Below are 23,874 nucleotides of genomic sequence, written 5' to 3'. Positions count from 1 at the left end.
TTTAGGGTTAAACGAGAATGATTATTATCTTTCTGTTACAAGCCCCTGGCTTATTTGGCCACCACTTCGGCGCCGTCGGCCTTCTTGGGCTTGATCAGGCTGAAGTCGATCAGCGCCTTCTGCTTGGTCTCGTAAGGGTTGCCGATCAACAGGGGGCGTGGCTTGAAGCTGTCGCTTACCAGACTCTTGCTGTGGTCCAGCTCATCGAAACTCAAGCCTGCCATGTCGGCCCAGGTGTGGATCAACTGCGAACTGCTGTAAGGCCGTTGCAAGTCGCCGGCGAAGCTCCAGTCGTGGCTTTCGCGCCATTTTGGCGAGGCGTAGGCCATGAACGGGATGGTGTACATCGGCGCGGTCGGCTTGCCTTCGTTACGGCCCAAGGTGTCGTGGCCGGCGGAGTCGAACACGTCTTCGCCGTGATCCGACAGGTACAGCAAAAAGCCGTTGGGGTCGGTCTTGGCGTAGTCCTTGATCAGGCTGGAGACCACGAAATCGTTGTACAGCACCGCGTTGTCATAGCTGTTGTAGGTCGGCAACTGCGCATCGCTGACACCCGCTGGCACGCCCTGGCGGTCGGTGAACTTGTCGAAGGTCGGCGGGTAGCGGTACTGGTAGCTCATGTGGGTGCCCAGCAGGTGCACCACGATGAACTTGCGTTCGGCGGTATCGGCCAGGGCCTTGGAAAACGGCGCCAGTACATCGCCGTCGTACTGACGGGCGTTCTGGTTGCGGTTGTTGTTGAGGTACACCTGCTCGTCGGCCTGTTCGGAAAAGGTCGTGAGCATGGTGTTGCGTTTGGTCATGGTCTGCTGATTGGTGATCCAGAAGGTCTTGTAGCCGGCCTGTTTCATCACGCTGACAATCGACGGTGTCTTGAGGTACAGGTCTGGGTTTTCTTCGTCAGCGAAGGTCAGCACCTGTTGCAGCGCTTCAATGGTGTAGGGGCGCGGGGTGATGACGTTATCGAACACGGCCAGTTGGTCGCGCAGCTTGTCCAGTTCCGGCGTGGTGTTGCGCGGGTAGCCGTAGAGGCTCATGCGCTGGCGGTTGGTCGACTCGCCGATGACCAAGACAAGTGTGGACGGCTGGCCGGCCATGCTGTCCTTGAGGTTGTTCAAGGGCGGGATCTTGCTTGCACTGGTGAGCATGCCTTGCATGTTATCCAGCTGCTCGGTGTAGCGACGGTAGGCGACGATCATCTGCCAAGGCACGGCAGGCTCGATGCGGGTTTCGAAACGGTCGATGGCCAATTCCATGGTTTCGCTGGTGGCGATCTGCTTGACCAGTGGGTAGCCCACCACCGCCAGGACGATGGCAATGGCTGCCACGATTGACTGACCGCGCGGCAGGTACACCGGGCGCAAGCGTGTCCACAGGAAGATGGCGAAGGCGGTGTGGGCAATGAACGCCAGCACGATCCACCAGGCAAAGTATTGGGTGGCGTATTCGCCGGCTTCAGAGATGTTCGACTCGAACATGATGAAGATGACGCTCTGGGAAAATTCCTGCTGATAAATGAAGAAATAACCCAGGCTCGCCATGGAGCAAGCCCACAGCACCACGCCGATCAAGGCGGCGAGCAGGCGTGTACGACGCGGGAACAGCAACATCGGCGCCAGCCACAGCGCACTCATGAAGAAGGCCTGGCGGAAGCCACTGAAGCCGGAGGTGCCGGTCAGTTGGATAAGAAGTTGGGTAATACCCGAGAAATACCAGAAAAACAGGAATAACCAGCCAAGGCCGGCCCAATCAAAGCCTTTCGCAGTCGTCGTGCTGCGTTTGAACATCGCCATCCAGCGCCCCATCAGAGAAAGATTGTCGCGCACAGGCGCGCAACATCGGGCCGCCCAGGAAGTGAGCGGCATCGCGGAACGGGAGTATCAAGAGGGGAATGTGAAAACTTTGTGAGTTTTCTGTAGGTATTGCCTTACAACGCGTTCGGCCCGGCTTTCAGCACAGGGCTGGCTTGGCATCCGACGGTTGATCGAGCTGGGCTTGAAGGTGCAAGCGCAGGCGCAGGACTTCCTGTTGCAACTGATCGCGCTCGTCTTTCAACTGGCGCAGTTCATCGCGACGGAGGGTGACGTAGAGGGTCTGTGGCGGACGGGTCATCTGTGCTGTGCTCATTGCTTACCTCGCAAATAGCCGGTAGATCGCGGTGCCAAAACAGGTTTTTGGCAACAGTCGGAAGCAAGTTTGAATTCTTTTTCTCAGCAAGGGAACTTTTTTATTTTTGGCGGTCGTGTGACTTTTGCCGGGGTGATGGTGAAACGATGGCCACTTTTTTGTCATGAAACTACACGGATCCGCTCTGGACTAACCCTCATTAGCCTCATTGCGCTATAAACTATGTCACACATTTTTTAGAAGTTAGGAGCATCAGCACATGCAACTGGGGATTATCGGACTAGGCCGCATGGGCGGTAACATTGCGCGGCGCCTGATGCTCAATGGGCATACCACCGTTGTATACGACCGTAACGAAGCCTTCGTCAAAGCCTTGAGCGAGGAGGGCGCCACCGGCGTCGCCGACTTGAAAGCGCTGGTGGCCGGCCTGCAAAAGCCCCGTGCTGTCTGGGTCATGTTGCCGGCGGGCGCGCCCACCGAAGACACCATCAACGCACTGAGCGAACTGCTGGAAGACGGCGATGTGATCATCGACGGCGGCAACACCAACTACAAGGACGACGTGCGTCGCGGCAAAGCCCTGGCTGAAAAGGGCCTGCACTATGTAGACGTGGGCACCTCGGGCGGCGTCTGGGGCCTGGAACGTGGCTACTGCATGATGATCGGTGGTGACACCGAGACCGTGAATCGCCTCGACCCGATCTTCAAAAGCCTGGCGCCGGGCCTGGGTAACATCCCGCGCACCAAGGACCGTTCGGCCTCTGCCGACCCACGTGCCGAGCAGGGCTACATTCACGCCGGCCCAGCGGGTTCGGGGCACTTCGTCAAGATGATCCACAACGGCATCGAGTACGGGATGATGCAGGCGTTTGCCGAAGGTTTTGACATCCTCAAGACCAAGAACTCGGAAAACCTGCCGGAAGACCAGCGCTTTGACCTCAACGTCGGCGACATCGCCGAAGTCTGGCGTCGTGGCAGCGTGGTGTCGTCCTGGTTGCTGGACCTGACCGCCGATGCCCTGGCCACCGACCCCAAACTTGACGGCTACTCGGGCTCTGTGGCCGACAGCGGTGAAGGTCGTTGGACCATCGAAGCAGCCATGGAGCAGGCGGTGCCGGTTCCGGTGTTGTCGACCTCGCTGTTCGCGCGTTTCCGTTCCCGCCAGCAGAGCACCTACGGTGACAAAATGCTGTCTGCCATGCGCTTCGGCTTTGGTGGCCATGTGGAGACTTCCAAAAAATGACCGTCAACGGCAAGAAACCCAAGGCCGAACCTGCTCCACCCACCACATTGTTTCTGTTTGGCGCCCATGGCGACCTGGTCAAGCGCCTGCTCATGCCGGCGCTGTACAACCTGAGCCGCGATGGGTTGCTGGGCGATGGCCTGCGTATTGTCGGCGTTGATCACAACGCCATCAGCGACGCGGACTTTGCCAAGAAACTTGAGGACTTCATTCGTACCGAAGCCTCCAGCAAGGTCAGGGGCAATGCCGAGAACGCCCTCGACCCCGCGTTGTGGGCACAATTGGCCAAGGGCATCAGCTACGTCGAGGGCGATTTCCTCGACGACAGCACCTATGCCGATATCGCCAGCAAGATCGCTGACAGCGGCACCGCCAATGCGGTGTTCTACCTGGCCACCGCTCCGCGCTTTTTCAGTGAAGTGGTGCAGCGCCTGGGCAGCGCTGGCTTGTTGAATGAAACGGACGATGGCTTTCGGCGCGTGGTGATCGAGAAGCCGTTCGGCTCCGACCTGGCCACCGCCGAGGCGCTCAACGCCTGCCTGCTCAAGGTGATGAGCGAGAAGCAGATCTACCGCATCGACCATTACCTGGGCAAGGAGACGGTGCAGAACATCCTGGTCAGCCGTTTCTCCAACGTGCTGTTCGAAGCGTTCTGGAACAACCACTACATCGATCACGTGCAAATCACTGCCGCTGAAACCGTCGGCGTTGAAACCCGGGGCAACTTCTTCGAGAAGACCGGCACACTGCGGGACATGGTGCCCAACCACCTATTCCAGCTGCTGGCGATGGTCGCCATGGAACCGCCGGCCGCCTTTGGTGCCGATGCGGTGCGGGGTGAGAAGGCCAAAGTGGTCGGTGCCATCCGCCCCTGGTCGCTGGAAGATGCGCGGGCCAACTCCGTGCGCGGCCAATACACCGCCGGAGAAATCGCCGGCAAGCCATTACCCGGCTATCGCGAAGAAGCCAACGTCGCGCCGGACAGCAGCACCGAGACGTTCGTCGCGCTCAAAGTGATGATTGATAACTGGCGTTGGGTCGGTGTGCCGTTTTACCTGCGTACCGGCAAGCGCATGAGCATCCGTGACACCGAGATCGTGATCTGCTTCAAGCAGGCGCCTTATGCGCAATTTCGCGATACCGAAGTCGATGAGCTCAAGCCCACTTACCTTAAGATCCAGATCCAGCCGAACGAAGGCATGTGGTTCGACCTTTTGGCCAAGCAGCCTGGGCCGACCCTGGAAATGGCCAATATCGAATTGGGCTTTGACTACAAGGACTTCTTCGAGATGCAACCGTCGACGGGTTACGAAACCCTGATCTACGACTGCATGACCGGCGACCAGACCTTGTTCCAGCGTGCCGACAACATCGAGAACGGCTGGCGTGCGGTGCAGCCGTTCCTGGATGCATGGAAGGAAGATGACGGTATCCAGGCTTACAAGGCTGGTGAGGATGGCCCAGCAGCGGCCGATGCCTTGCTGGCCCGCGATGGCCGCGCTTGGCATAGCCTCGGATGAGTGACGCGACGATTCATCCCATCCGGTTTGTCCTCAGTGATGTGGACGGGACGCTATTGCATCCCGACCACAGCCTCAGCCAACGCACCGCCGATGCCATTCGCGCCATGCGCGAGGCCGGGGTGCTTTTCAGCCTGGCCAGCGGGCGTCCGCCCAAAGCCATGCGGCATTTGATCGAGACCTTTGGCATCGATGTGCCGGTGGCTGGCTTTAATGGCGGTACGTTGGTCAACCCGGATGGCAGCATCCTGGTTGCTCACCATCTGCCGGCGGAAGCGGCGCTGATCACCCTGGCCCTGTTTTCGGCCGAGCCGGACGTGGAAGTCTGGGTGTTTGCCGATGGCGACTGGCTGCGCCGTGATCCGCCCGGGCCCATGGTGCAGCGCGAAGCCGACGGCTTGGGCTATGGGCCGGTGGTGGTGGAGAGTTTCGAGCCTTACCTGGACCGGGTCGACAAGATCGTCGCCGCCAGCAACAACACCCAGTTGCTGGTGGAGCTGGAGGCGCAATTGCAGCCGAAAGTGCAGGGGTTGGCCCAGGTATCGCGTTCGCAGCCGGTGTATCTGGACGTGACCGCGATGCTGGCCAACAAAGGCGAAGCCTTGAAAACCCTGGCCGAGCACCTGGGCGTGCCGCTTGCGCAAACGGCTGCGATTGGTGACGGTGGCAATGACCCGGCGATGTTTCATGTGGCGGGATTGTCGATTGCCATGGGTCAGGCCGAAGAAACCGTCAAGCGCCAGGCCAATGTGGTGACCGGCAGCAATGTCGAGGACGGCGCTGCCGAGGCGTTCGAACGGTTTATTCTCGCGGCACGCTAAGTAACTGACGTTTTAGCGCGCAACTTCCAGCCGATGTTTGGCGTTGGCTGGAAGTTGCCGCATTGCATTACTTCGGCATTGCCCAGGACTGCAACTGGTGGCCATCTTTATCGAGCTCGGCGCGGGCCTGTAACAACAGGTTTTCAAGTTGGGCCGGGTCGGTATACGCAGTGCAGGACAGCTGTTTGCTGCCGATGCGGGTGTTGGTACGGTCGATGACGCTCAGGCTGAGGGCGCCGACGCCATCGTGCCAGGCCACGCACTGAAAGGGCTGGAAAGCACGGTCTGCAATCAAAAGAGCTTCGTTGATGCGCAGCGGAGCGTTCATTTGGGTCTTCTCTCTGTATGCCCATTCAAGTGAGTACCGGCGGTTGGGCTGACCGTGCGGTGGGTTACTTGTACTGATGCACGATGGTGGCGTGCGGGTCACATGCTAGGGCAAGAAAATTTAACTTTTCCTGATTGACGTCATGTAAGCGGCTGTTTTGAAAGCGCCATAAGCGTTTCACTGACGAGCAACTTTCGGCGTGCTACGAAACAAGCATGGCTTTTTGCCCGCACTTATAGCGAAAGGGTACAAGGAAAGCGTCAAGATCTTGCTAGGGTTACCAACGGTCGCCACAAACTGTTGTTTCTAAATAACTTTAACAATCTTGGCGCCAAGGAATAGTCATGATTGCGACACCCGCCCAACGCCGCTTATTGGTGGTCGACCCCTGTGACGATTGCCACGGGTTATTACCCGGTTTACGCACCGCCGGCTGGGAAGTAGACAGCTGTGCCTTGGAGGCGGTGGGGGAGCGCTCCTGCGATGTGGGCCTGCTGCGCTTGCAGCGGGATCACCTGGAGCGCCCCGAAGCGGTCAAGGAGTTGATTGGTCGCAGCGGCACCGAGTGGATCGCCGTGCTCAGCCAGGATGTACTGCGTTTGCAGAACGTCGGCGATTTTGTCTGCGAATGGTTTTTCGACTTCCATACCTTACCCTTCGATGTGTCCCGGGTACAGGTGACCCTGGGTCGCGCGTTCGGCATGGCGCGCCTGCGTGGCAAGGGCTACGCGCCGGTGGATGAGCCCCATGAATTGCTGGGCGAGAGCCGCCCCATTCGTGAGCTGCGCAAATTGTTGTCCAAGTTGGCGCCGACTGAATCCCCGGTGTTGATCCGCGGTGACAGTGGCACGGGCAAAGAGTTGGTGGCCAAGACCCTGCACCGCCAATCCCAGCGGCATGCCAAGCCGTTTGTCGCGATCAATTGTGGCGCTATTCCTGAACACCTGATCCAGTCCGAGCTGTTCGGTCACGAAAAAGGCGCGTTTACCGGCGCCCATCAGCGCAAGATCGGGCGTATTGAAGCGGCCAACGGCGGCACCCTGTTCCTCGATGAAATCGGCGATCTGCCGATGGAGCTGCAAGCCAACTTGTTGCGCTTTCTTCAGGAAAAACACATCGAACGCGTTGGCGGCAGCCAGCCGATCCCGGTGGATGTACGGGTGTTGGCCGCCACTCACGTCAACCTTGAGGCTGCGGTAGAGAAGGGCGCCTTTCGCGAAGACTTGTATTACCGCCTGAATGTGCTGCAAGTGGTCACCGCGCCGTTGCGCGAACGCCATGGTGACGTGGCGATGCTGGCCAACCACTTTTCACGTTTTTACAGCCAGGAAACCGGACGGCGCCCGCGCAGTTTCAGCGAAGAGGCCTTGGTGGCGATGGGGCAACACCCGTGGCCGGGCAATGTGCGTGAACTGGCCAACCGCGTGCGGCGTGGCCTGGTACTGGCCGAAGGGCGGCAGATCGAAGCGGCTGACCTGGGGCTGCAAGGCCAGCAAGCCATGTCGGCGCCGATGGCGACATTGGAAGACTACAAACACCGTGCCGAACGTCAGGCGTTGTGCGATGTGCTCAACCGGCACAGCGACAACCTAAGTGTCGCGGCCCGCGTACTGGGGATTTCCCGGCCGACGTTCTACCGGTTGCTGCATAAACACCAGATCCGCTAGGGCGGGTAAACCCAAAGTGGGAGCTGGCTTGCCTGCGAAAGCGGTAGTGCAGTCACAGATGCAGCAACTGACACACCGCCTTCGCGGGCAAGCCCGCTCCCACAGGGGATTTGTGTCAGGCGCTGATTTTGTGGGCAATGCATGGCCAATGTGGGAGCTGGCTTGCCTGCGAAAGCGGTAGTGCAGTCACAGATGCAGCAACTGACACACCGCCATCGCGGGCAAGCCCGCTCCCACAGGGGATTTGTGTCAGGCGCTGATTCTGTGGGCAATACAGGGCCAATGTGGGAGCTGGCTTGCCTGCGATAGCGGTGGTTCAGTTAGAGATTCAGTGACTGACACTCCGCCATCGCGGGCAAGCCCGCTCCCACAGGGGATTTGTGTCAGGCGCTGATTTTGTGGGCAATGCATGGCCAATGTGGGAGCTGGCTTGCCTGCGAAAGCGGTAGTGCAGTCACAGATGCAGCAACTGACACACCGCCATCGCGGGCAAGCCCGCTCCCACAGGGGATTTGTGTCAGGCGCTGATTCTGTGGGCAATACAGGGCCCATGTGGGAGCTGGCTTGCCTGCGAAAGCGGGAGTGCAGTCACAGATGCAGTAACTGATACACCGCCCGCAGGCAAACCAATCAGAAGTAATACGGGAATTTCAGGCTGAACGTAAAGTCCGGCGCATCATCGGTCATCCCAATCGCTAGGTTCGGCACGATGGTCAGGTTATCCGAGGCGGCAATCGTCATGCCCACGTTGAAATAGCCGGCGTTGGCATCGCTGGACACCACTGATTGCCAGTCGCCGCCATCGGGCTTGAGCTTGCTCTTGCGCTGCACCAGGTCGGAAACCGAGAACGACATGCTCATCTTCTCGTTCAAGGCAAAGGCGACGCCGACCCCGAATTGGAAGCTGTCGCCCAGGCGTACCTTGCCTCCTACCTTCTGATTGACTTCGCTGCTGATGTCATCGAAAGAATCTTCAAAGTTGTGGGTGTACGACAACGAACCGAACAGCACGGCCGGGTCGAAGGTCTTGACCAGGGAGATGCCCGGCGTGACCGACCAGACCCCGTTACCCGTGGGCAGGCTTTCGGGCACGTAGAGGTTATCGTTGTTAGGTTGCTTGACCAGTTTGATGCCGAAGGGCTCTTTGCCCGTCGGGGCCTTGACGCGCACCGACACCACCGCATCGGGCAAGGTCGGGGTTTCGTCGAGGAACTTGTAGGCCACGCCAAAGTTGACATCGCCGATGGTCGGGTCACGGGTCACGGAACCTTCGGAGGTGGCCGTGGCGTCGTTGCCGGCGCCGCCCGACTGGTAGGTGGACTCGCGGTACACCACCGGTACGTTCAGGTCGAACTGCCAGCGGTTGTCGACGTTGTAGCGCCCGGTGAGGTCCAGGGTCCAGCTGTCGGACTTGATCCGGTCCAGGTTGATGTTGCCCAGGAAAATCGAGTCCAGCGCCAGGAAACCATTGAGCGTCAACTGGCGCGCGTCATAACGGGCATAGGTGATGCCGGTTTCCACGCTGAACTTGCCATTGCCGAAAAAGCCGCTGGCCTCGTTGTACAGGTTGCTCACACTTTGCGCAGGGGCCGAGTCCTCCTTGAGGGCCTGGCCGTAGGAGCTGCCACCCCCGCCAGCGCCACCGGATGCCGCGGCTGCGCCCGTACCGCTAGCCGCGACAGTGTTAGCGCCGTTCTTGAAGTCGGCCGGTGATTTGGCCAGGCGCCTGGGGGCGGGCGTTGCCGGTTGGTCCTCGACCTGGCGCACACGTTGCTCCAGCACGGCCAAGGCTTTTTGCTGCACGTCGTAGCGTTGCTTGAGTTCCAGCAGTTCCTTCTTCAGGGTTTCGATGTCAGCGTCTGGCGCGGCATACAGCACGGATGCGGGCAAGAGCGTACTCAAACAAACCACCGCACGTAGCGATAACGATCGATGCATGAAATAAGCCGTCCTTTTCTAATGCGTAAGTGTCGAGGGTCAGCGTAGTTCAATAACCGAGCGTGCGTAGGCCTTTGAGTTGATCCAGGTTGCAGTTCAACGCGGCGTTGTTCAGCCCGTTATTGTTCATCACCACGTTGATCTGGGTGATGTTTCTGACAAGGTTGCTATCGCCGGTCAATACCGTGCCCTGCAGCACGTTCCCCGCGCCGATCTGTTGCAGGCTGTTGCCCTGGTTGTGATTGGCCTGGATGGCCATCTGCACGCCGCCACTGTTGGCCGATACGCTGACACGGCCCGCGGCGCTGTCCCCGGTCACTGTACCGCCCGCCACCAGCACCTGGCCGGACTGCAGGTTATTGGCGGGGCTAACCCCATTTTCGACGTTGATGCCCACATTGTTGTAGGCGGCGTTGCCATCGCCGGCGGTGCGTACACTTTGGGTCACGCCCTGGCCGCTGCCGAGGCCGGCACCCCCGACCACATTGCCGGTGCCCGTGTTGGGGCGCGTGCCGGTACCGGTCGAGCCGGTGGTTTGCACGTAGAACTGTGGCGTAATGGTGGTCTTGTCGATCTGCATGTTGGCCGTGCCGGTGATGTTGCTACCTTCGGCATTGGTCCAGGTGCTGCTCATGACAATGCCAAAGCTGATGATGCGTCCCGGCATCACATAACGGCCGCGCAGCTCGGCCATTTCGGCGTCCTTGAGTTCGATGGGCTTGAACCCCGAGGACGCATAAGCAGGCATTGAGGCGGCCAGACACAAGACCGTCAGCCAACGGGAAGTGTTCATCTGCTGCTCCTGGGGCGTCCTGCCCCTTATTGCGCTTCTAGAAGAAGTCGCTCTGGATAAAACCGAAATCCATCAGCTCGGCATCGCCCACAGGCCTGAACTCATTCATCTGGCTCTTGGCGGTCAGCGGCAGGGGCGGGTCGAGCAAGACGTTGGCCTTGTCGTAACCCTCACCCAGTACGGCGAAGACAATGCCATTCCAGCCTTTGACGAAATCGTCACGGGAATAGCGCTTGTGGCCCAATACGGGGTCGCCGATGTACACCCAGTCCTTGTCGGCCCGTTGCAACACCACGAAGTGCTTGTAGCCGCGAATTTCCAGCAGCACCACCACGGGGATTTTCACGGTCAGCAGGGTCTCAGGCGCGATCTTGTAGCCCCGGGCACGCATGCCGATGCTCTCGAGGTAGCGCTTCATGTCCAGCATGGAAAAGCCCTGGGTTCGCACCAGGTCCTGGTCGGCGGTGACCAGCATGCCTTTGATGATGTGTGCTTCGTCGACGTCCAGCCAATAGGCCTGGCGCAGGATGGTGGCGAGTGCTGCGGCACCGCAGCTGAAGTCGGTTTTCTGTTCCACCAGGTTGGCGAACCGGCGCTCGCGAATGCTCTCGACCTTCTTGAAAATCACCGCACCGCCGGGCATGGCGGAAATCGCCATGGTGCCTGCCCAGGTCGTGCCGGTGAGTAACATCAGGAGGGTGAGGGTCGCGATACGCATGATCGAATGACCTGTTGGACACTGGAATAAAAAAGGGCCTTGTCGCCAAGGCCCCGTTGGATCAGAAGCGCACGCCGCTGGCGCAGACGCTGCAACCTTGGCCGATCGACAGGCTGTTGCTGCCTTGGTTGCCCGCACCCGATTGCAGGTTGACACCTACGTTGCCGGAGTTGCGGTTAACCGAGTTGTCGAGGCTTGCGTTGTTGGACACGTATTGAGGCTTGCCATAACCATGGCTGCTGGCGGCCGTGTTCAGGTAGCTGTTGTTGAGCGAGTTCTGCTCGGTGTTGGACGCTGCTGCGATGTTCTTGCCGTCAGCGGTGGTGATGGCCAGGTTGTTTTTACCCTGGTTACCCTGGCCGGCCTGGCCGTTGTAACCCACGTTGCCGGAGTTGCCGGTGATGGAACCGTCCAGGGAGGCGTTGTTTTGCGTGCCTTTGTTGACGAAGTTGTTATGCGAGCTGCCTTGGTCGACATCGATCACGGCAAACACGGTGGCGAAGTCGCCTTTGGCACTGGAAATGGCGCCGGCGTTGTCAGCCTGGTTGCCGGAACCTGATTGTGCGTTGACCCCGACATTACCGCTGTTGCTATTTACCGAGTTGTCGGCTGATGCGTTGTTCTCGGTGTTGGTGTCGTCGAATTTGTTGTGTTCGCTTTTCTGTACGTCAGTGACCACAGCGGCCACAGTACCGGTGGGTTGTGGGGTTGGATGCCAGCCACCCGCTTGAGCAGCAGCAGCCATGAGTGCGGCGAGAGCGAAAACCATTGGTTTCAGAGCCATTTGAGGTTTCATGGTGTTTCTCCTTGCTTCTAATTAGTTGGTTAAGTGTTGGTACGGTCTAACGAACGTCTACCAAGCGGTTACTTGATAGTGATGCCCAGGGTGTTAGCCACTCGGTTCCCCACCCCGGCACTCTGGTTCACCTGTGTCACTCCTCGGCTGCCGGTGAAGGCCTGGTCGCTGGTCACGACCTGGCGGCTGCCAGTGGTGCGGGTGAGCCCTGAGTCGGTTGCCAGCGTCGTCGTGTTCTGTTGCAACAGGACGCTGTCATCGATGCTCTGCGGGCCAGGGTTGAGGCTGATCCGCACAGCGTTGATGGATTGGTTATTAGCCCCGGCAGACTGGTTGATGCCCAGTACGCCGTTGCCACTGCTGAATGAGTTGCCCTGGATCGCGGCCTTGGCGTTCAGGGACGGGTCGACCTTGCCGTCGACACGCTGGATGTCGACGTTGGTGGCCTGGCCACCGAGCGCGATGGCGCGGCTGTTGGACATTTGTTGCCCCGTGCCGGCGGCCTGGTTGATCGACAGCACGCCGTCGTATTGCTGGCCGCTGTGGTTGATCACGGCGGTGTTGTCGGCCATGGCCGAGGCGCTGCCCAGCAGGGCAAGCACCAACAGGGCGCGCTTCATCACTTGCCCCCCATCATGCTGCCGAGGTTGTTGAGCGGCGCCATGCCACGCTGGATCGAGTCGCTGATCTGCCCGCCCATGCTGCTGCCGCTGCCCGCACCATGGCCTGCCGCTGCGCCAGCGCCGAGTGTCGACATGCTGTTTTGGGTGGCGCCCAGGCCTGACAGGCTGCCGTTGGGCTGCAGGGAGCGGGCGAGGCTGGAGCCACTGCTGATGCCGCCGATATCCCTGTCGCTGAGTTCGCCGGTCAAAGCGTTGTTGATCTCTTTGCTGGGGTTGGCATTGGCGGTGTTGGGGTAGGGGTCGGGCAGCGAGGTGCGCCCGTACATGTGGCCCTGCACCGTACGCCCGGTCACGATCACACCGTCACCCGCCTGGCTCGTCAGGCTGACACCTGCACTGAGCACGCAACTGATCAGCAGTACGTTTATCGACGAGGCGTGTGTGAGTGTGTTCACGGCGGCAGTCCTTATTCTTAACGCTGACCCTAAACAGCGTTGTCAGGGAAAGAGCAGAAGGCGTGCCGCTTTTTATTAGATGTGGTTATTCAAGGGGTTGGGAGAAAGTCGAGGCAAAGTGATGACAACCCTGTTTCAGGGTTGAAACAGTCTCAAAGGCGTGAGATAGACCCATGCTCATCTCACGCTGTCTCAGCCATGTAACACTGCCTGTGACAGAACCATGAATCCGCATACGGCGGGCGATGCAGGTGAGGGAGGTGTTTCAAAAATGGACACCTGCGGCCCAAACGTCCCGCTTCGTGCGAGCGGGCTCAGCCCTTGGGGGCTTTACGCGGAATGGAGTTGAGCACGGGGTTGCCGTCCTGGTTTTGGGTCAGGTACACCGGCAACACCTTGGGCAGGGAGGGCACGAGGTTGTTGACCTCATTGATGTTGTAGATACCGCCGACGCGAATCGCGCCGGTACTGGCGTCTGCGAGCATCACCGGCTTTTTCAGGTAGCGGTTGATCAGGGGCAAGGCGTCCGTGAGGGTCAGGTTGTCGAGCACCAGCTTGCCCTGGCGCCATGCCAGCGCGGTGTCATCGGGATTGATAGCGGCGACCTGCGGGGTCGCGTCACCCTGATGGAAACTGGCTTGCATGCCTGGGCTAAGCGGCACACTGGCATGCTCGCCGTCGCTGGAGATCTGCACCGAGCCCTCCAGTAACATCACCCGCACCTGATTTTCATATTCCCAGACATTGAATTGCGTGCCGGTCACTCGCACCTGGCCTTCGCCGGCCCGCACGATAAACGGGTGGTGGCTGTCGTGCGTGACGTTGAAGAACGCTTCGCCCTTTTTCAGGGTGACACGGCGCTGGTCCTTGTAATGGCTGTAGACCAACTCGGTGCCTAGGTTCAACTCCACTTGGCTGCCATCGCCCAGGGTGACTTTTTTCAAGCCATTGGCTGCTTCGAACCGTTCATAGGAGCTGGGCAACCAGCCCGCTTCCCAGCCGGTGAAGGCGGCAAGCGGCAATGCCGCCAGGCACACCGCTGCGGCCACCGCGTAGGTGCGCAAGCGGCTGGCTGGCTTCTTGATTGGGACCACCACCGCCTCAGGCTTGTCGCGGGGCAGGTGGTCGGCCACGTCCCAGATCTCGAGCATGGCTGCATATTCGAAGGCGTGCAGCGGATGGGCATCGTGCCACTGGGTAAAAGCCTGACGTTCGCCCGCCGTGCAATCTGCAGCATGCAGGCGCATGCACCAATGCGCGGCGGCGTCGGTGATGGCGTCATATTCGGTTTCTGAAAGGGGCTTTTCGCTCATTAACTCATCCTGATTTCCCACATTCTAACCTCCCAAGGTGGACGGCGAGAACCGCATCATGGCGATTGCACATCAATTGGAACTTATTCTTGTTTGTGTGCGCCTAAAAATTCAGGAATTAACCTGTCGTCCACTATGGAGTACGAAAATGTTGAAGAAAACTTTGATCGCCCTGTGTGCTACTTCCGCGCTGTTGAGCGCTGGCGCCGCCATGGCCGACAAGCCGGGTGCAGGCTGGATCACCATTGAGAAAGCCATCGAGGTGGCGAAAACCAAGGCCGGCTACATTGAGGTCTACGCCGCTGAAGCGGATGACAATGGCTATTGGGAAGTCAAAGGTCGCAAGTCCGATGGCATCGTGTATGAGGCGCGCATCGATGGCGCTTCCGGTAACGTGCTGCGTGACCAGAAAGACTGATGCACTCGCCGGGGGCCGTTCAGGCGCCCGGCTCCACCTGGCGGCCAAGATGGGTGATCAGGTACGTCACCGAGTCGGCGTTGGCCAGAATGGTGTCAATCCGTTTATCAGGGACTGACATGAAAATGATCCTCGCGTCCTGCAAGGTCTTGGCACCGGTGGCCTTGAAAATTTTCTTTTCAATTGCAGAACCTGGTTTGAAGTCTTCCCACAGTTCGGTGAGGGTGTCTTGAGTCTTGAACAGCATCGTTGCAGGCGTCATCGTCGATAGCGCGGTGCTGCGCAGATCCTCCAGGGTGGTTTTAAGCACTTCGGCGCCGGGCCTTTCGATATTGATCAAGTCTGGGAAGGGTCGCATGCTGTCCAGGTAGGCAATGTCCACGGTGTCGAGCTTCAAGTGCGATAATTCGTGAATCAGCGTGCTGGCCCTGGCGTGCGTCGATATGTTGAACGCCACATTCTCCAGCAGACGGTTCTGGTAGACGTCCAGATTAGGGTCGAAGAATCGGCTCAGAAGATACAGCTTGCGTTCTGTGTCAGCGGGAATCATGAATGCATAATCCGACGCCGGGTCCTGTCGGCTGGTGCCCGCGACAAAACGCATGGAGTTCGGACCGGTCAAGCTGGGGTCGGTGAGTTCATCGATGATCTCGTCGATTATTTTTGTGACTCTCAAGACCTGGTCCGGGGTCAGTGTGACGACACCAAACATTTCCCCTAAAAATCGCCCAACCCGGCTGTCAGGGTCGCGTTGTACAGCAAATTGCGCAACGTTGCGGCGGCAGTTCAGCGCGTAATAAGTCGCAAAGTTCAACGCTTCGGTGATGGCCTGGGCTTTCCAATAGGTCAACGCGCCAATATCGCGGATACCGACCGCTTCAATGTTGATGTCCCGTACCTCATTGCGCCACGTCTTGAGGTACGACTGGGCCCTGCCGAAGCGCGGCTCCTGGCCGTCCAGCTTCAGTACCCATATGCCCTGCGCATTACGGCCGATGTACGGCCCCACCTGCTCGTCGTTGGCGAGGCGCCAATGTTGTGCGGCGTTCTTGACGCTATACACCTTGCCGGCCAGCGGCACGTAGTATTTCGCGTTTTTCTGGTCTTCATACACCTGGCTGAGCGTGCTCTTTTTCAGGTCTTGCAACGCCACGTCCTGTGCCTCGAACGGTTGCAGCCGGGTGCGCGAAGGGCAGGTGACATGCCAGGTGGCGAGGGTGGTGGCTGCGGGCAGTGACTCATCTGTCAGCTCGGCCAGCGAGCGCTCCTTTTCAGTGGGTGGGGCAAGGGCGGTGCCGTCCAGCGCACTGCGCAGGGCGGCCATTTGCGCCACGCCCCTGACGAAATCCTTGAATGCAGCCTGCCACTGGTGTAGCTGCAAGGCTTCGGCCGAGCGCTTGAACAAGGTGTAGCTACGCCATACCACCAGCGGGTAGGCGAGTTTGCCGGCCATGAACTGCACCGCCGTCGGGATTTGCGTGCCGAACAAGCGGGTCGCATGATCCCACAAGGTCTTGGTGCCTTCTTCGAATTGGCTGCCCAGTACCTTGAGCAACATCAATGTGTTCTCGCTGAACAGGTAATGCAGCACATTGCCCGTCACTGCCGAAGCGGCCAGGCGGATATCGGACGGGCTATGCTGGTTGTTTTTCAGCAAATGGCGGTAAGTGGCCTGGTGCGGATCTTCCATGTGCATAAGCACCCAGTCCTGCAGGATGCCGGGCCTTTGTATCTCATCCAGCAAGGCCGTTTCATCCGCGTATTCCTTGAACACATGCTGTTCGCTGTACGGCGCGTAGAGCACCCATGGACCCTCGCCAGGAAACTGCGGGCCGATCAGGTACACACCCAGCACCTTGGCGGTACTGGCGCCTTCGGTGGCGATCAGTTCCAGCGGTCGAATCATCGCCGTGGTCCCGCTGAGTGAAGCTCGGGCCACGGTGTCCGGCATATCGAAAATCTGCTGGACCAGGCTCAAGGCTCGGGTGGAAAGCCGCTCCTGCAACCGTTGCTCGTCAGCGTGTTGCAGCGCTTGCCACGGCAACTGACGGCAAAACAGACGCCTGCGTTGGCGTGCATCATCGGTTTGCGCCTCAAGGTGGCTTCGCACCTGTTGCTGATAAGCGCTTTTGAGATCCAGCTGTCGCACCATTTGTATTACGGCACTTGCGTCCAGGGCTTGCGGTAATGGCTTTGCCGTGCGTGAACGTGGGCGGATGTGTTGAACCGTCAGATTTGGCCAGTGCCGCAACGCAAAGTCGGTCAGGTTGTCGACATTCACATCGAGCACTGCATCGGTGGGGATCAGGATGTGATCGGGGTTGAGCGCCTGGCCGGGAAAGCGCGCCTCAAGCAGCGTCATCAGCGTGGTGAAGGCATAAGCACGCAGGGGTTGGATGTCATGCAGGTAGTCATGTTCCTCGTCGGCGTTGTTGCAGTACTGCTCCAGAAGTTCAGCCTGGTGGATTTGGTCCTGGGCCGGCGCCATACCCAGCCACACCGGCAGTGCCTGCTGGTTGACCATGGCATCGGCCAGTGTGATTGCCCTGCCAAGGTTGGTGGGCGGAGGCTGTTCGATGACGGCGTCCAACCGATCCTGCAAGGCACGGGCGCGCAGGCCCATGGATTGCAGGTGATCCACGCCTTCCATGACCGCGTCGTTGTAGCTGTCTACTCGGTCATTCAACAGGTCCTGATCAATACGTTGCAGCGGGCCCTGGCGAAATGCCTGATGGGGCTCGCGCAAGCTGAACGGCAGATTTTCCATCAGGCTCAAGCTGTTGATCGGGTGCGCCAGGCGCTGGGTGATTTCATCGCGCAGGGCGTTGATCGAGGCAAAGACTTCGTAGCCCAGGCGCGGGGTCCAGAGCAGCGCCTGGCCCGAGCGCTGCGGGTCGATACCGCCGCGCTCAGTAATCACGAACGTATTGGCCAGCGGTTGTGGCGTATCGACGGCGTTCAAGTCCAACGTCAACCCATAGGCATCCGGCAAAAATCCGTTAAGGCCATGGCGTGTCAAGCGCGACAGACTGTCGGGCTGAAGTAGCGTGTCGAGAATGGCCTGGCTTGTGGGCGCCAGGGTTTTATCCAGCGACCTCAGCTCGGCTTCGCTGCGTAACCCCACCAGCATCGAGTGGGCGTGTTTGGTGTGAGTCTTGACCAGAAACTCATGGGGTTGCTGGCGCATGGCGTGCTTGGAAAACAGCAGCAGGACGCGCTCGATGACGGTGTTGAACGTCTTGAGCGTCATGCTTGGCAATTGCACGAAGACATTGCCTTCGCCCCGCGTATAGAACTTCGTCCTGGACGAGAAGGGCACCGCAGGCGCCTCTTGGGCCAGGCGTTCAATGAAGTGCTCAAGCATGCTCAATGACTGCACTGTCGCACGCTCTTCACGCTCCTGGGCACGCGTGGCGTAGGTATTGATAAACACCTCTTCGGCTTTGACTGACTGTTGCTGCAGTTGCAGTTGCAGTTCAGCGTTGAGCGTGTCAGCGACGATGCTACGTAAGGTCGGGTGGTGCGCGCGCTCCATCGCCAGCGCACGCTCAATCGCCCGCAGGTTCTGAAGCTGCAGCCGGGCGCGCTCGGCCTTGACGGTCGTAGGGCGGCCATTACCACGGGTGACCGGATGCAAGGTCCAGCGCCCGTCGGTCTCTAGTGTGGCCAGTTGATTGTCCAGCAAGGCACGTACGTCCAGGGCACTGTCGAGCAGGGCTGTGAGGTCCACTTGGCCATCGCTGCGCCGGTAGATTTCCAGGGCGTGGTTAAGGTTGTCCGTTTGCTTGCGCGCAATGTCTTGTACCAAGGTCACGAACACATTGCCGGGTATCGGCCTTGCCGCGATGGTGATCGGGTCCAGGCCGAGCAGCGTGTCGCGCTCATCCAATGAGAGGAAGTTGAGCCATTCGTCCTCGTAGCCTTCGGCCTTGAGCATGCTCAGTAACCGGTCTTTGAGGTCGTCGAGGTTTTCCAGCACCTGTAACCCGCGCGATTGGGTGTAGAGGTACGCGTGGTGCTCGGTGATCATCAAGGTGCTCGCTGGTTCAACGTAATGTTGATGAGGGGCATAAAGGCGCACCTTTTCCACGCTGAGGTTTTCGGCATGGGCGCTGCGGGCGCTTTGGTCGCTGAGGAACAGGGCCTGAAGTGCGTGGCTTTCCTCGGCGGTAATAATCTCGCCCTGGCGCTTGAGCAACACATCGAGGCGAAACTTCTGCGCCACGCCTTGAGCAAAAAAATCCACGCGCGAGGTGCCGCTGTCGATATCTTCATTCCAGTAGGTCTGCAACAGGCTTTCCAACAGCTTCGAGAAAGTACTGGAGCTTTGTTCGATCAAGGCCTCCCAACGCCGGTGATCTTCTTCCCGTTCGGAGGCAGTGAAACCAGTGGTGTCATGTTTTGGGTTCGAGTATTCGCGTATCTGCCCTTTGGGCCACCTGTGACGCACATAAAATTGCAGCAGCGCTTCGCTCAAGGTCTGCGAGTTGACCCAGCGTGGCGTTGCTTGCTCAGCTTCGCGGGTTAAGACATTGACCCGTGTGTCCCGTTGATCCAGGTGTTTGAAATGGGGGCGGGCCATGACGCTCAGCAGCGTGTCGAGCATGTCAGGCAAGGTCGGGGTTTTTTGCAGGTGGTCGAGCATGGCCTTGACGTTATCCAGCTGGCAGGCCTGGAGCATGCGTGCCTGCTCCGTCATGACTTCACCTTCGATGAGCTGAGTGGTCAACACCATGGGCGTGTCAGCGCCCAGCGCATTGCGTTGGTCCATCGACAGGTAGCTCAGCAAAGGGGCGCTCTGCAGTGGGTCTTCCAATTGCTCGATCAATTCGCTCAGCAGGGCAGCGTGGCTGTCATAGACCTGTATGCCGTTATCCGGGGTGTAGAGCAATGCCTTGGCGGCGTCGGGTGTCGGGCTGATCGCGAACGCGCCGGCAAGGGGAATGGGGGGCTTGCCGGAAATGTTGATCAGGACCTTTTCAACACGCATGGGGTGATCATGCCGGCTTGTGTCCTGCCGAGACTCGTCGGTAGCCAGGTAAAGGTTGTACAGCCAATCAACGTCTTTGGCGGTGAGCCCCAGCGTACGTTCACGAGCGGTGGGCGAGGCTTTGCCTTGGGGTTTGAGAAACTCAGGGAAGAAATACGGGGGCGTTAAGCGAACCACAGCCTGTCTCCGGCGTGCCAGGAAAAGCACAGGGTAGGCAGGCGTCCGTGGTGCAAGGCGGTAAATATTCAGCGCTGCGCACGTTGACAACGCAGAGCGTGCGTGGTGTTTAATCGAGGGTCTGGATGTCCCATTCGTTGCCCCTTCCAATCATAAAAACGGAGCTTCAAATGTCTGCGCAGTCCCCGACAGTTGCCACCGCTTGTGCCTCGATCCGCTTCGCTGAACTGGAGGAGTTACTTCATCAGGTGTTCGTTCGGCACGGCACATCGGCGCAGGTTGCTGCGATTCTTGCGCACAACTGCGCAAGTGCCGAGCGTGACGGTGCCCACAGTCACGGTATTTTTCGCATCCCCGGTTACCTTTCGACGCTGGCCAGTGGATGGGTCAACGGCACCGCCGTCCCCAGCGTGACCGATGTGGCCTCAGGCTTTGTGCGCGTCGATGCGGGCAATGGTTTTGCCCAGCCGGCCCTGGCGGCGGCGCGCCCGTTGCTGGTGGAGAAGGCACGCAGCGCCGGCATCGCGTTGCTGGCAATCCATAACTCCCATCACTTTGCTGCCCTGTGGCCGGACGTCGAGCCGTTTGCCGAGGAGGGGCTGGTGGCACTCAGCGTGGTCAACAGCATGACCTGCGTGGTGCCCCACGGCGCGGATCGTCCGTTGTTCGGCACCAACCCCATCGCGTTTGCGGCGCCCCGGGCCGACGGTGCGCCGATTGTGTTTGACCTGGCCACCAGCGCCATCGCCCATGGCGACGTGCAAATCGCCGCGCGCAAAGGCGAGCGGTTGCCACCGGGCATGGGCGTCGATAGCCTCGGGCAGCCGACCCAGGACCCTAAAGCCATTCTGGAAGGCGGCGCACTGTTGCCATTTGGCGGGCACAAGGGTTCGGCACTGTCGATGATGGTGGAGTTGCTGGCGGCAGCGTTGACGGGCGGCAACTTCTCTTTTGAATTCGATTGGACGGACCACCCAGGCGCGCGCACGCCGTGGACAGGCCAGCTTCTGATCGTGATCGACCCGAGTAAAACCGCTGGGCAAAGCTTCGCCCAACGCAGCCAGGAGCTGGTGCGGCAGATGCATGCGGCGGGGTTGCGTCGATTGCCGGGGGACCGACGCCATCGTACGCGGGCGAAGTCGCAGGAAACCGGGATCGAACTGGACGCGCAGGCGTTGCGCGAGTTGAGGGCGTTGGCGGCGGGGTGAAACAGGCTGCGCGGGGGGCGCAGCCTGAATGGATCAGTTACGGCGACCCAGCAACAGGCCGACCACCAGGCCAAAGCCTGCGGAAATGGCCACGGTCTGCCATGGGTGCCCGCCGATGTAAGTCTCGGTGGCATCCACGACCGGCTTGCTGCGTTCACGCACATTGGACACCGATTCCAGGGCTTGCTTGAGTTTGATGGCAACCTGCTCGCGCAGGGTTTCACCTTCCTCGCCCACCAGGGATGCGCTGCTTTTGAGCAGTTTGTCCGACTCTTCGATCAACGCGCTCAGTTCGCTGAACGCTTGGTCCTTGATTTGATCTTCGACAGCTTGGGCGGCGGTTTTGCGGGCCATTGAGTGACTCCTTGCAGGTGGATGTGGCAGTGAACAATGGAGTATCGGGGGGAGGCAAAAGTTGCAGTTTTTTTCCCCATGCGCTCATCCGAGGCAAAATCCGGATCGGGAACTTTGGGCCTACAGTGTAAGATGTCACCTATTTGTGCAGCAGGTAATTCAACATGAGCTTCAATCTCGCCAACAAGACCCTCGCCGAACGCGCCGAGCTGGAAGATGAAAAGTCGCGCCTCTACGACCTGTGGCAAACCAACCTGGGCAAGGCCAAGGGCGAAGCCGCGCGCTTGTTCGGTGAGCGCGCCAAGCGCAAGGGCAAGTGGGCCGAATGGGTGCGTGCCGAACTCGACGGCATGTCGCCGCCGGAGTTTTCCAACATGGTGCGCAGTGAAGTCAACAAGCTGATGGCGGCGGCGAAGTAAAGCACGCCACAATCGCTTCGCGTACCTTGAGCAACAGCGGGTCCAACTGAGCCTGGGTGCGCCAGCCCAACTCCACCGGGTAATGCGGTAGCGCCAGCGGGCAGGGCAGCACGCGCAGGCCGGTCATTTGCGCAATGGCGTGGGCTGCATGCCCGGGAATGGTTGCCACGGCGGTGCTGCCTTGGAGCAGATACGGCAGCGCGGCAAAGTGGCTGGTGGACGCGCACACGTGGCGGCGCAGCCCGTGGGCGGCCAAACCTTCATCGGTAATGCCGATAAACCCGCCTGACGACACCAATACATGTTCCCGTGTGACAAACCCCTGCAGGTCGATAGCCTCCTGGCCCGGCGCCAGGCTATGGGGGTCTACCAGGCAACGATAGTCACCTTCCCCCAGCACCTGTCGGCTCAGCCTGCGCTCGGTAAAACCGCCGGCGGTAATGGCCAGGTCCAGCGTGCGGTCGAGCAGGGCGGCGGCGACGATCTGGCTGTAGGTCTGGCGAAAGATCACCCGTAGTTTGGGCAGGCGCAGTGCGATGGCCTCCATCAGGCTTCGGCCATAAGCAATCTCGAAGTCATCCGACAGCCCCAGCACCACCGAGCGGCCCTCGTAGTGCGAGTTTTGCGGGCTGATCATCGCCAGGCTCTGGCGGCAGCGATCCAATGCCTCACTGATCACCGGTTTCAACTGATTGGCTCGCAATGTGGGCGCCAGGCCGCGTCCGGTGCGCACGAACAAAGGGTCGCCGTACAGCTCACGCAAGCGCCGTAGGCCCGCGCTGATCGCCGACTGCGTCACACCCAGTCGCAGCGCCGCACGGCTGGCACTGGACTCGTCGTGCAGGGCTTCGAAGGTTTTGAGCAGGTTGAGGTCAACCTGGGCGATATTCATTTGGCTCATATCATTTAGCACTGAGGTGGGCTTTATTCATGATCGAGTCTGGCCAGAGAATGGGCAACCCCTATCTATCGGAGTAAGCCTGATGCCCGTATCGACTGTCGCAGCCCTGCAAATCGGCGCCTTGCCTGGCGGCAAGGCTGACACCCTGGCGCAGATCCTGGCCTATGAGGATCAAATCCAGCGCAGTGGCGCGCACTTGGTGGTCATGCCCGAGGCGTTGCTGGGCGGCTATCCCAAGGGCGAAAGCTTTGGCACGCAATTGGGTTATCGCCTGCCCGAGGGCCGGGAAGCCTTTGCACGGTATTTTGCCAATGCCATTGACGTGCCGGGGCCAGAAACCGAGGCGCTGGCCGGGATGTCGGCGCGTACCGGTGCCAGCCTGGTGCTGGGCGTGATTGAACGCAGTGGCAGTACGCTGTATTGCAGCGTGTTGTATTTCGAACCCTCGGGCGGCCTGGTGGCCAAGCATCGCAAGCTGATGCCGACCGGCACCGAGCGGCTGATCTGGGGCAAGGGCGACGGCTCGACCCTGCCGGTGATTGACACCGCGGTTGGGCGTATCGGCGGCGCGGTGTGCTGGGAAAACATGATGCCGTTGCTGCGCACCGCGATGTACGCCAAGGGCGTCCAGGTGTGGTGTGCACCCACCGTGGACGAGCGCGACATGTGGCAGGTGAGCATGCGCCATATTGCCCATGAAGGGCGTTGCTTTGTGGTCAGCGCCTGCCAGGTGCAGGCATCGCCTGAAGCCTTGGGTGTGGAGGTTGCCAACTGGCCGGTGGACCGTCCGTTGATTGCCGGCGGCAGCGTGATCGTTGGACCCATGGGCGATATTCTGGCGGGGCCGTTGGTGGGCGAAGCGGGTTTGTTGACGGCGCAGATCGATACTGATCAGTTGGTGCGGGCCCGCTACGACTACGACGTAGTGGGGCATTACGCCAGGCCGGATATTTTTGAATTGGTGGTCGACGAGCGCGCCAAGCCAGGCGTTCGCTATATCACTGACTGAACGCAATCAACCTGTGGGAGCAGGCAAGTCAGCTCCCACATGTGGTTTTCAGCCAC

General features: G+C 59.8%; 21 protein-coding genes. 8 read left to right on the top strand and 13 right to left on the bottom strand.

Features of this window, described 5'->3' with window-relative positions; genetic code table 11:
* Positions 1-50 precede the first annotated feature (50 nt).
* A complete protein-coding gene (locus tag GH769_RS12540) occupies positions 51-1,793 on the bottom strand; it encodes a phosphoethanolamine transferase CptA (RefSeq protein ID WP_003190879.1) in 1,743 nt (580 codons plus the stop codon).
* A gap of 157 nt (positions 1,794-1,950) precedes the next feature.
* Positions 1,951-2,127 carry a DUF6026 family protein gene (locus GH769_RS28835; RefSeq protein ID WP_196492057.1) on the bottom strand — a complete coding sequence of 59 codons (177 nt, stop codon included), beginning with the start codon at positions 2,125-2,127 and terminating at the stop codon, positions 1,951-1,953.
* Positions 2,128-2,386: 259 nt separating this feature from the next.
* Here GH769_RS28835 and gnd point away from each other — a divergent pair, with 259 nt between their 5' ends.
* The 3 genes from gnd to GH769_RS12525 are packed head-to-tail and all read left to right on the top strand — an operon-like array spanning position 2,387 to position 5,711.
* Positions 2,387-3,370, top strand: a complete 984-nt coding sequence (gnd, locus tag GH769_RS12535; RefSeq protein ID WP_019817573.1) for a phosphogluconate dehydrogenase (NAD(+)-dependent, decarboxylating) — start codon at positions 2,387-2,389, stop codon at positions 3,368-3,370.
* A complete protein-coding gene (gene zwf, locus GH769_RS12530; RefSeq protein ID WP_019817572.1) occupies positions 3,367-4,890 on the top strand; it encodes a glucose-6-phosphate dehydrogenase in 1,524 nt (507 codons plus the stop codon). The genes gnd and zwf overlap by 4 nt, the downstream gene beginning before the upstream one ends.
* A complete protein-coding gene (locus GH769_RS12525) occupies positions 4,887-5,711 on the top strand; it encodes a Cof-type HAD-IIB family hydrolase (protein WP_032901660.1) in 825 nt (274 codons plus the stop codon). The genes zwf and GH769_RS12525 overlap by 4 nt, the downstream gene beginning before the upstream one ends.
* A gap of 67 nt (positions 5,712-5,778) precedes the next feature.
* Here GH769_RS12525 and GH769_RS12520 read toward each other — a convergent pair whose 3' ends face one another.
* A complete protein-coding gene (locus GH769_RS12520; protein WP_014718744.1) occupies positions 5,779-6,039 on the bottom strand; it encodes a hypothetical protein in 261 nt (86 codons plus the stop codon).
* 344 nt (positions 6,040-6,383) lie between these two features.
* Between GH769_RS12520 and GH769_RS12515 the strand changes: the two genes are divergently transcribed.
* Positions 6,384-7,706, top strand: coding sequence for a sigma-54 dependent transcriptional regulator (locus GH769_RS12515; protein WP_014718743.1), 1,323 nt, complete (start codon positions 6,384-6,386; stop codon positions 7,704-7,706).
* Between the two features lie 630 nt (positions 7,707-8,336).
* On the opposite strand, the gene GH769_RS12510 is transcribed toward GH769_RS12515, so the two are convergent.
* From GH769_RS12510 to GH769_RS12480, 7 genes are all read right to left on the bottom strand, one after another.
* On the bottom strand, positions 8,337-9,644 hold the full coding sequence (locus GH769_RS12510) for a hypothetical protein (protein ID WP_032901659.1): 1,308 nt from the start codon (positions 9,642-9,644) through the stop codon (positions 8,337-8,339).
* Between the two features lie 49 nt (positions 9,645-9,693).
* Positions 9,694-10,437 carry a hypothetical protein gene (locus tag GH769_RS12505; protein ID WP_032901657.1) on the bottom strand — a complete coding sequence of 248 codons (744 nt, stop codon included), beginning with the start codon at positions 10,435-10,437 and terminating at the stop codon, positions 9,694-9,696.
* A gap of 37 nt (positions 10,438-10,474) precedes the next feature.
* Entirely contained in the window at positions 10,475-11,155 is a 681-nt protein-coding gene (locus GH769_RS12500; protein WP_020301091.1) for a C39 family peptidase, read from the bottom strand.
* 61 nt (positions 11,156-11,216) lie between these two features.
* Complete coding sequence (locus GH769_RS12495; protein WP_003190893.1) at positions 11,217-11,951, bottom strand: hypothetical protein; 735 nt, start codon at positions 11,949-11,951, stop codon at positions 11,217-11,219.
* 68 nt (positions 11,952-12,019) lie between these two features.
* Entirely contained in the window at positions 12,020-12,571 is a 552-nt protein-coding gene (locus GH769_RS12490; RefSeq protein ID WP_032901655.1) for a hypothetical protein, read from the bottom strand.
* Complete coding sequence (locus tag GH769_RS12485; RefSeq protein WP_019817803.1) at positions 12,571-13,029, bottom strand: hypothetical protein; 459 nt, start codon at positions 13,027-13,029, stop codon at positions 12,571-12,573. Before GH769_RS12485 ends, GH769_RS12490 begins: the two co-directional genes overlap by 1 nt.
* A 314-nt stretch (positions 13,030-13,343) precedes the next feature.
* Positions 13,344-14,342 (bottom strand): FecR family protein, encoded by a 999-nt coding sequence (locus tag GH769_RS12480; protein ID WP_014718737.1) that lies wholly within the window; start codon positions 14,340-14,342, stop codon positions 13,344-13,346.
* 148 nt (positions 14,343-14,490) lie between these two features.
* Between GH769_RS12480 and GH769_RS12475 the strand changes: the two genes are divergently transcribed.
* On the top strand, positions 14,491-14,760 hold the full coding sequence (locus GH769_RS12475; protein WP_014718736.1) for a PepSY domain-containing protein: 270 nt from the start codon (positions 14,491-14,493) through the stop codon (positions 14,758-14,760).
* A 19-nt stretch (positions 14,761-14,779) separates the two neighbouring features.
* Here GH769_RS12475 and GH769_RS12470 read toward each other — a convergent pair whose 3' ends face one another.
* On the bottom strand, positions 14,780-19,927 hold the full coding sequence (locus tag GH769_RS12470) for a dermonecrotic toxin domain-containing protein (protein WP_032901654.1): 5,148 nt from the start codon (positions 19,925-19,927) through the stop codon (positions 14,780-14,782).
* Positions 19,928-20,097: 170 nt separating this feature from the next.
* Between GH769_RS12470 and GH769_RS12465 the strand changes: the two genes are divergently transcribed.
* Positions 20,098-21,135: an Ldh family oxidoreductase gene (locus tag GH769_RS12465; RefSeq protein ID WP_020301093.1), complete on the top strand. Its 1,038-nt coding sequence runs from the start codon at positions 20,098-20,100 to the stop codon at positions 21,133-21,135.
* 33 nt (positions 21,136-21,168) lie between these two features.
* Here the strand turns inward: GH769_RS12465 and GH769_RS12460 are convergent, their stop codons facing one another.
* Entirely contained in the window at positions 21,169-21,489 is a 321-nt protein-coding gene (locus GH769_RS12460) for a YqjD family protein (protein ID WP_019817806.1), read from the bottom strand.
* A gap of 164 nt (positions 21,490-21,653) precedes the next feature.
* On the opposite strand from GH769_RS12460, the gene GH769_RS12455 reads away from it, so the two are divergent.
* Positions 21,654-21,908 carry a hypothetical protein gene (locus tag GH769_RS12455; protein WP_003190904.1) on the top strand — a complete coding sequence of 85 codons (255 nt, stop codon included), beginning with the start codon at positions 21,654-21,656 and terminating at the stop codon, positions 21,906-21,908.
* Here the strand turns inward: GH769_RS12455 and GH769_RS12450 are convergent.
* Complete coding sequence (locus GH769_RS12450) at positions 21,880-22,800, bottom strand: LysR family transcriptional regulator (RefSeq protein WP_020301094.1); 921 nt, start codon at positions 22,798-22,800, stop codon at positions 21,880-21,882. The two genes, GH769_RS12455 and GH769_RS12450, sit on opposite strands and share 29 nt — an antisense overlap.
* A gap of 91 nt (positions 22,801-22,891) precedes the next feature.
* Here GH769_RS12450 and GH769_RS12445 point away from each other — a divergent pair, with 91 nt between their 5' ends.
* Positions 22,892-23,818, top strand: a complete 927-nt coding sequence (locus GH769_RS12445) for a carbon-nitrogen hydrolase family protein (RefSeq protein ID WP_019817808.1) — start codon at positions 22,892-22,894, stop codon at positions 23,816-23,818.
* Positions 23,819-23,874: the final 56 nt, after the last annotated feature.

The sequence above is a fragment of the Pseudomonas sp. CFSAN084952 genome (assembly GCF_009648855.1).
In the GTDB taxonomy this organism is placed as follows: Bacteria; Pseudomonadota; Gammaproteobacteria; order Pseudomonadales; family Pseudomonadaceae; genus Aquipseudomonas; species Aquipseudomonas paracarnis.
Note: the sequence above shows the minus strand (reverse complement) of the source record. Positions and strands in the feature narration are given on the sequence as shown.

Excerpts from the sequence above, each read along its gene's own strand:
- GH769_RS12540 (WP_003190879.1), bottom strand. The coding sequence starts at position 1,793 with ATGGCGATGTTCAAACGCAGCACGACGACTGCGAAAGGCTTTGATTGG.
- GH769_RS28835 (WP_196492057.1), bottom strand. The coding sequence starts at position 2,127 with ATGAGCACAGCACAGATGACCCGTCCGCCACAGACCCTCTACGTCACC.
- gnd (WP_019817573.1), top strand. The coding sequence starts at position 2,387 with ATGCAACTGGGGATTATCGGACTAGGCCGCATGGGCGGTAACATTGCG.
- zwf (WP_019817572.1), top strand. The coding sequence starts at position 3,367 with ATGACCGTCAACGGCAAGAAACCCAAGGCCGAACCTGCTCCACCCACC.
- GH769_RS12525 (WP_032901660.1), top strand. The coding sequence starts at position 4,887 with ATGAGTGACGCGACGATTCATCCCATCCGGTTTGTCCTCAGTGATGTG.
- GH769_RS12520 (WP_014718744.1), bottom strand. The coding sequence starts at position 6,039 with ATGAACGCTCCGCTGCGCATCAACGAAGCTCTTTTGATTGCAGACCGT.
- GH769_RS12515 (WP_014718743.1), top strand. The coding sequence starts at position 6,384 with ATGATTGCGACACCCGCCCAACGCCGCTTATTGGTGGTCGACCCCTGT.
- GH769_RS12510 (WP_032901659.1), bottom strand. The coding sequence starts at position 9,644 with ATGCATCGATCGTTATCGCTACGTGCGGTGGTTTGTTTGAGTACGCTC.
- GH769_RS12505 (WP_032901657.1), bottom strand. The coding sequence starts at position 10,437 with ATGAACACTTCCCGTTGGCTGACGGTCTTGTGTCTGGCCGCCTCAATG.
- GH769_RS12500 (WP_020301091.1), bottom strand. The coding sequence starts at position 11,155 with ATGCGTATCGCGACCCTCACCCTCCTGATGTTACTCACCGGCACGACC.
- GH769_RS12495 (WP_003190893.1), bottom strand. The coding sequence starts at position 11,951 with ATGAAACCTCAAATGGCTCTGAAACCAATGGTTTTCGCTCTCGCCGCA.
- GH769_RS12490 (WP_032901655.1), bottom strand. The coding sequence starts at position 12,571 with ATGAAGCGCGCCCTGTTGGTGCTTGCCCTGCTGGGCAGCGCCTCGGCC.
- GH769_RS12480 (WP_014718737.1), bottom strand. The coding sequence starts at position 14,342 with ATGAGCGAAAAGCCCCTTTCAGAAACCGAATATGACGCCATCACCGAC.
- GH769_RS12475 (WP_014718736.1), top strand. The coding sequence starts at position 14,491 with ATGTTGAAGAAAACTTTGATCGCCCTGTGTGCTACTTCCGCGCTGTTG.
- GH769_RS12465 (WP_020301093.1), top strand. The coding sequence starts at position 20,098 with ATGTCTGCGCAGTCCCCGACAGTTGCCACCGCTTGTGCCTCGATCCGC.
- GH769_RS12460 (WP_019817806.1), bottom strand. The coding sequence starts at position 21,489 with ATGGCCCGCAAAACCGCCGCCCAAGCTGTCGAAGATCAAATCAAGGAC.
- GH769_RS12455 (WP_003190904.1), top strand. The coding sequence starts at position 21,654 with ATGAGCTTCAATCTCGCCAACAAGACCCTCGCCGAACGCGCCGAGCTG.
- GH769_RS12450 (WP_020301094.1), bottom strand. The coding sequence starts at position 22,800 with ATGAATATCGCCCAGGTTGACCTCAACCTGCTCAAAACCTTCGAAGCC.
- GH769_RS12445 (WP_019817808.1), top strand. The coding sequence starts at position 22,892 with ATGCCCGTATCGACTGTCGCAGCCCTGCAAATCGGCGCCTTGCCTGGC.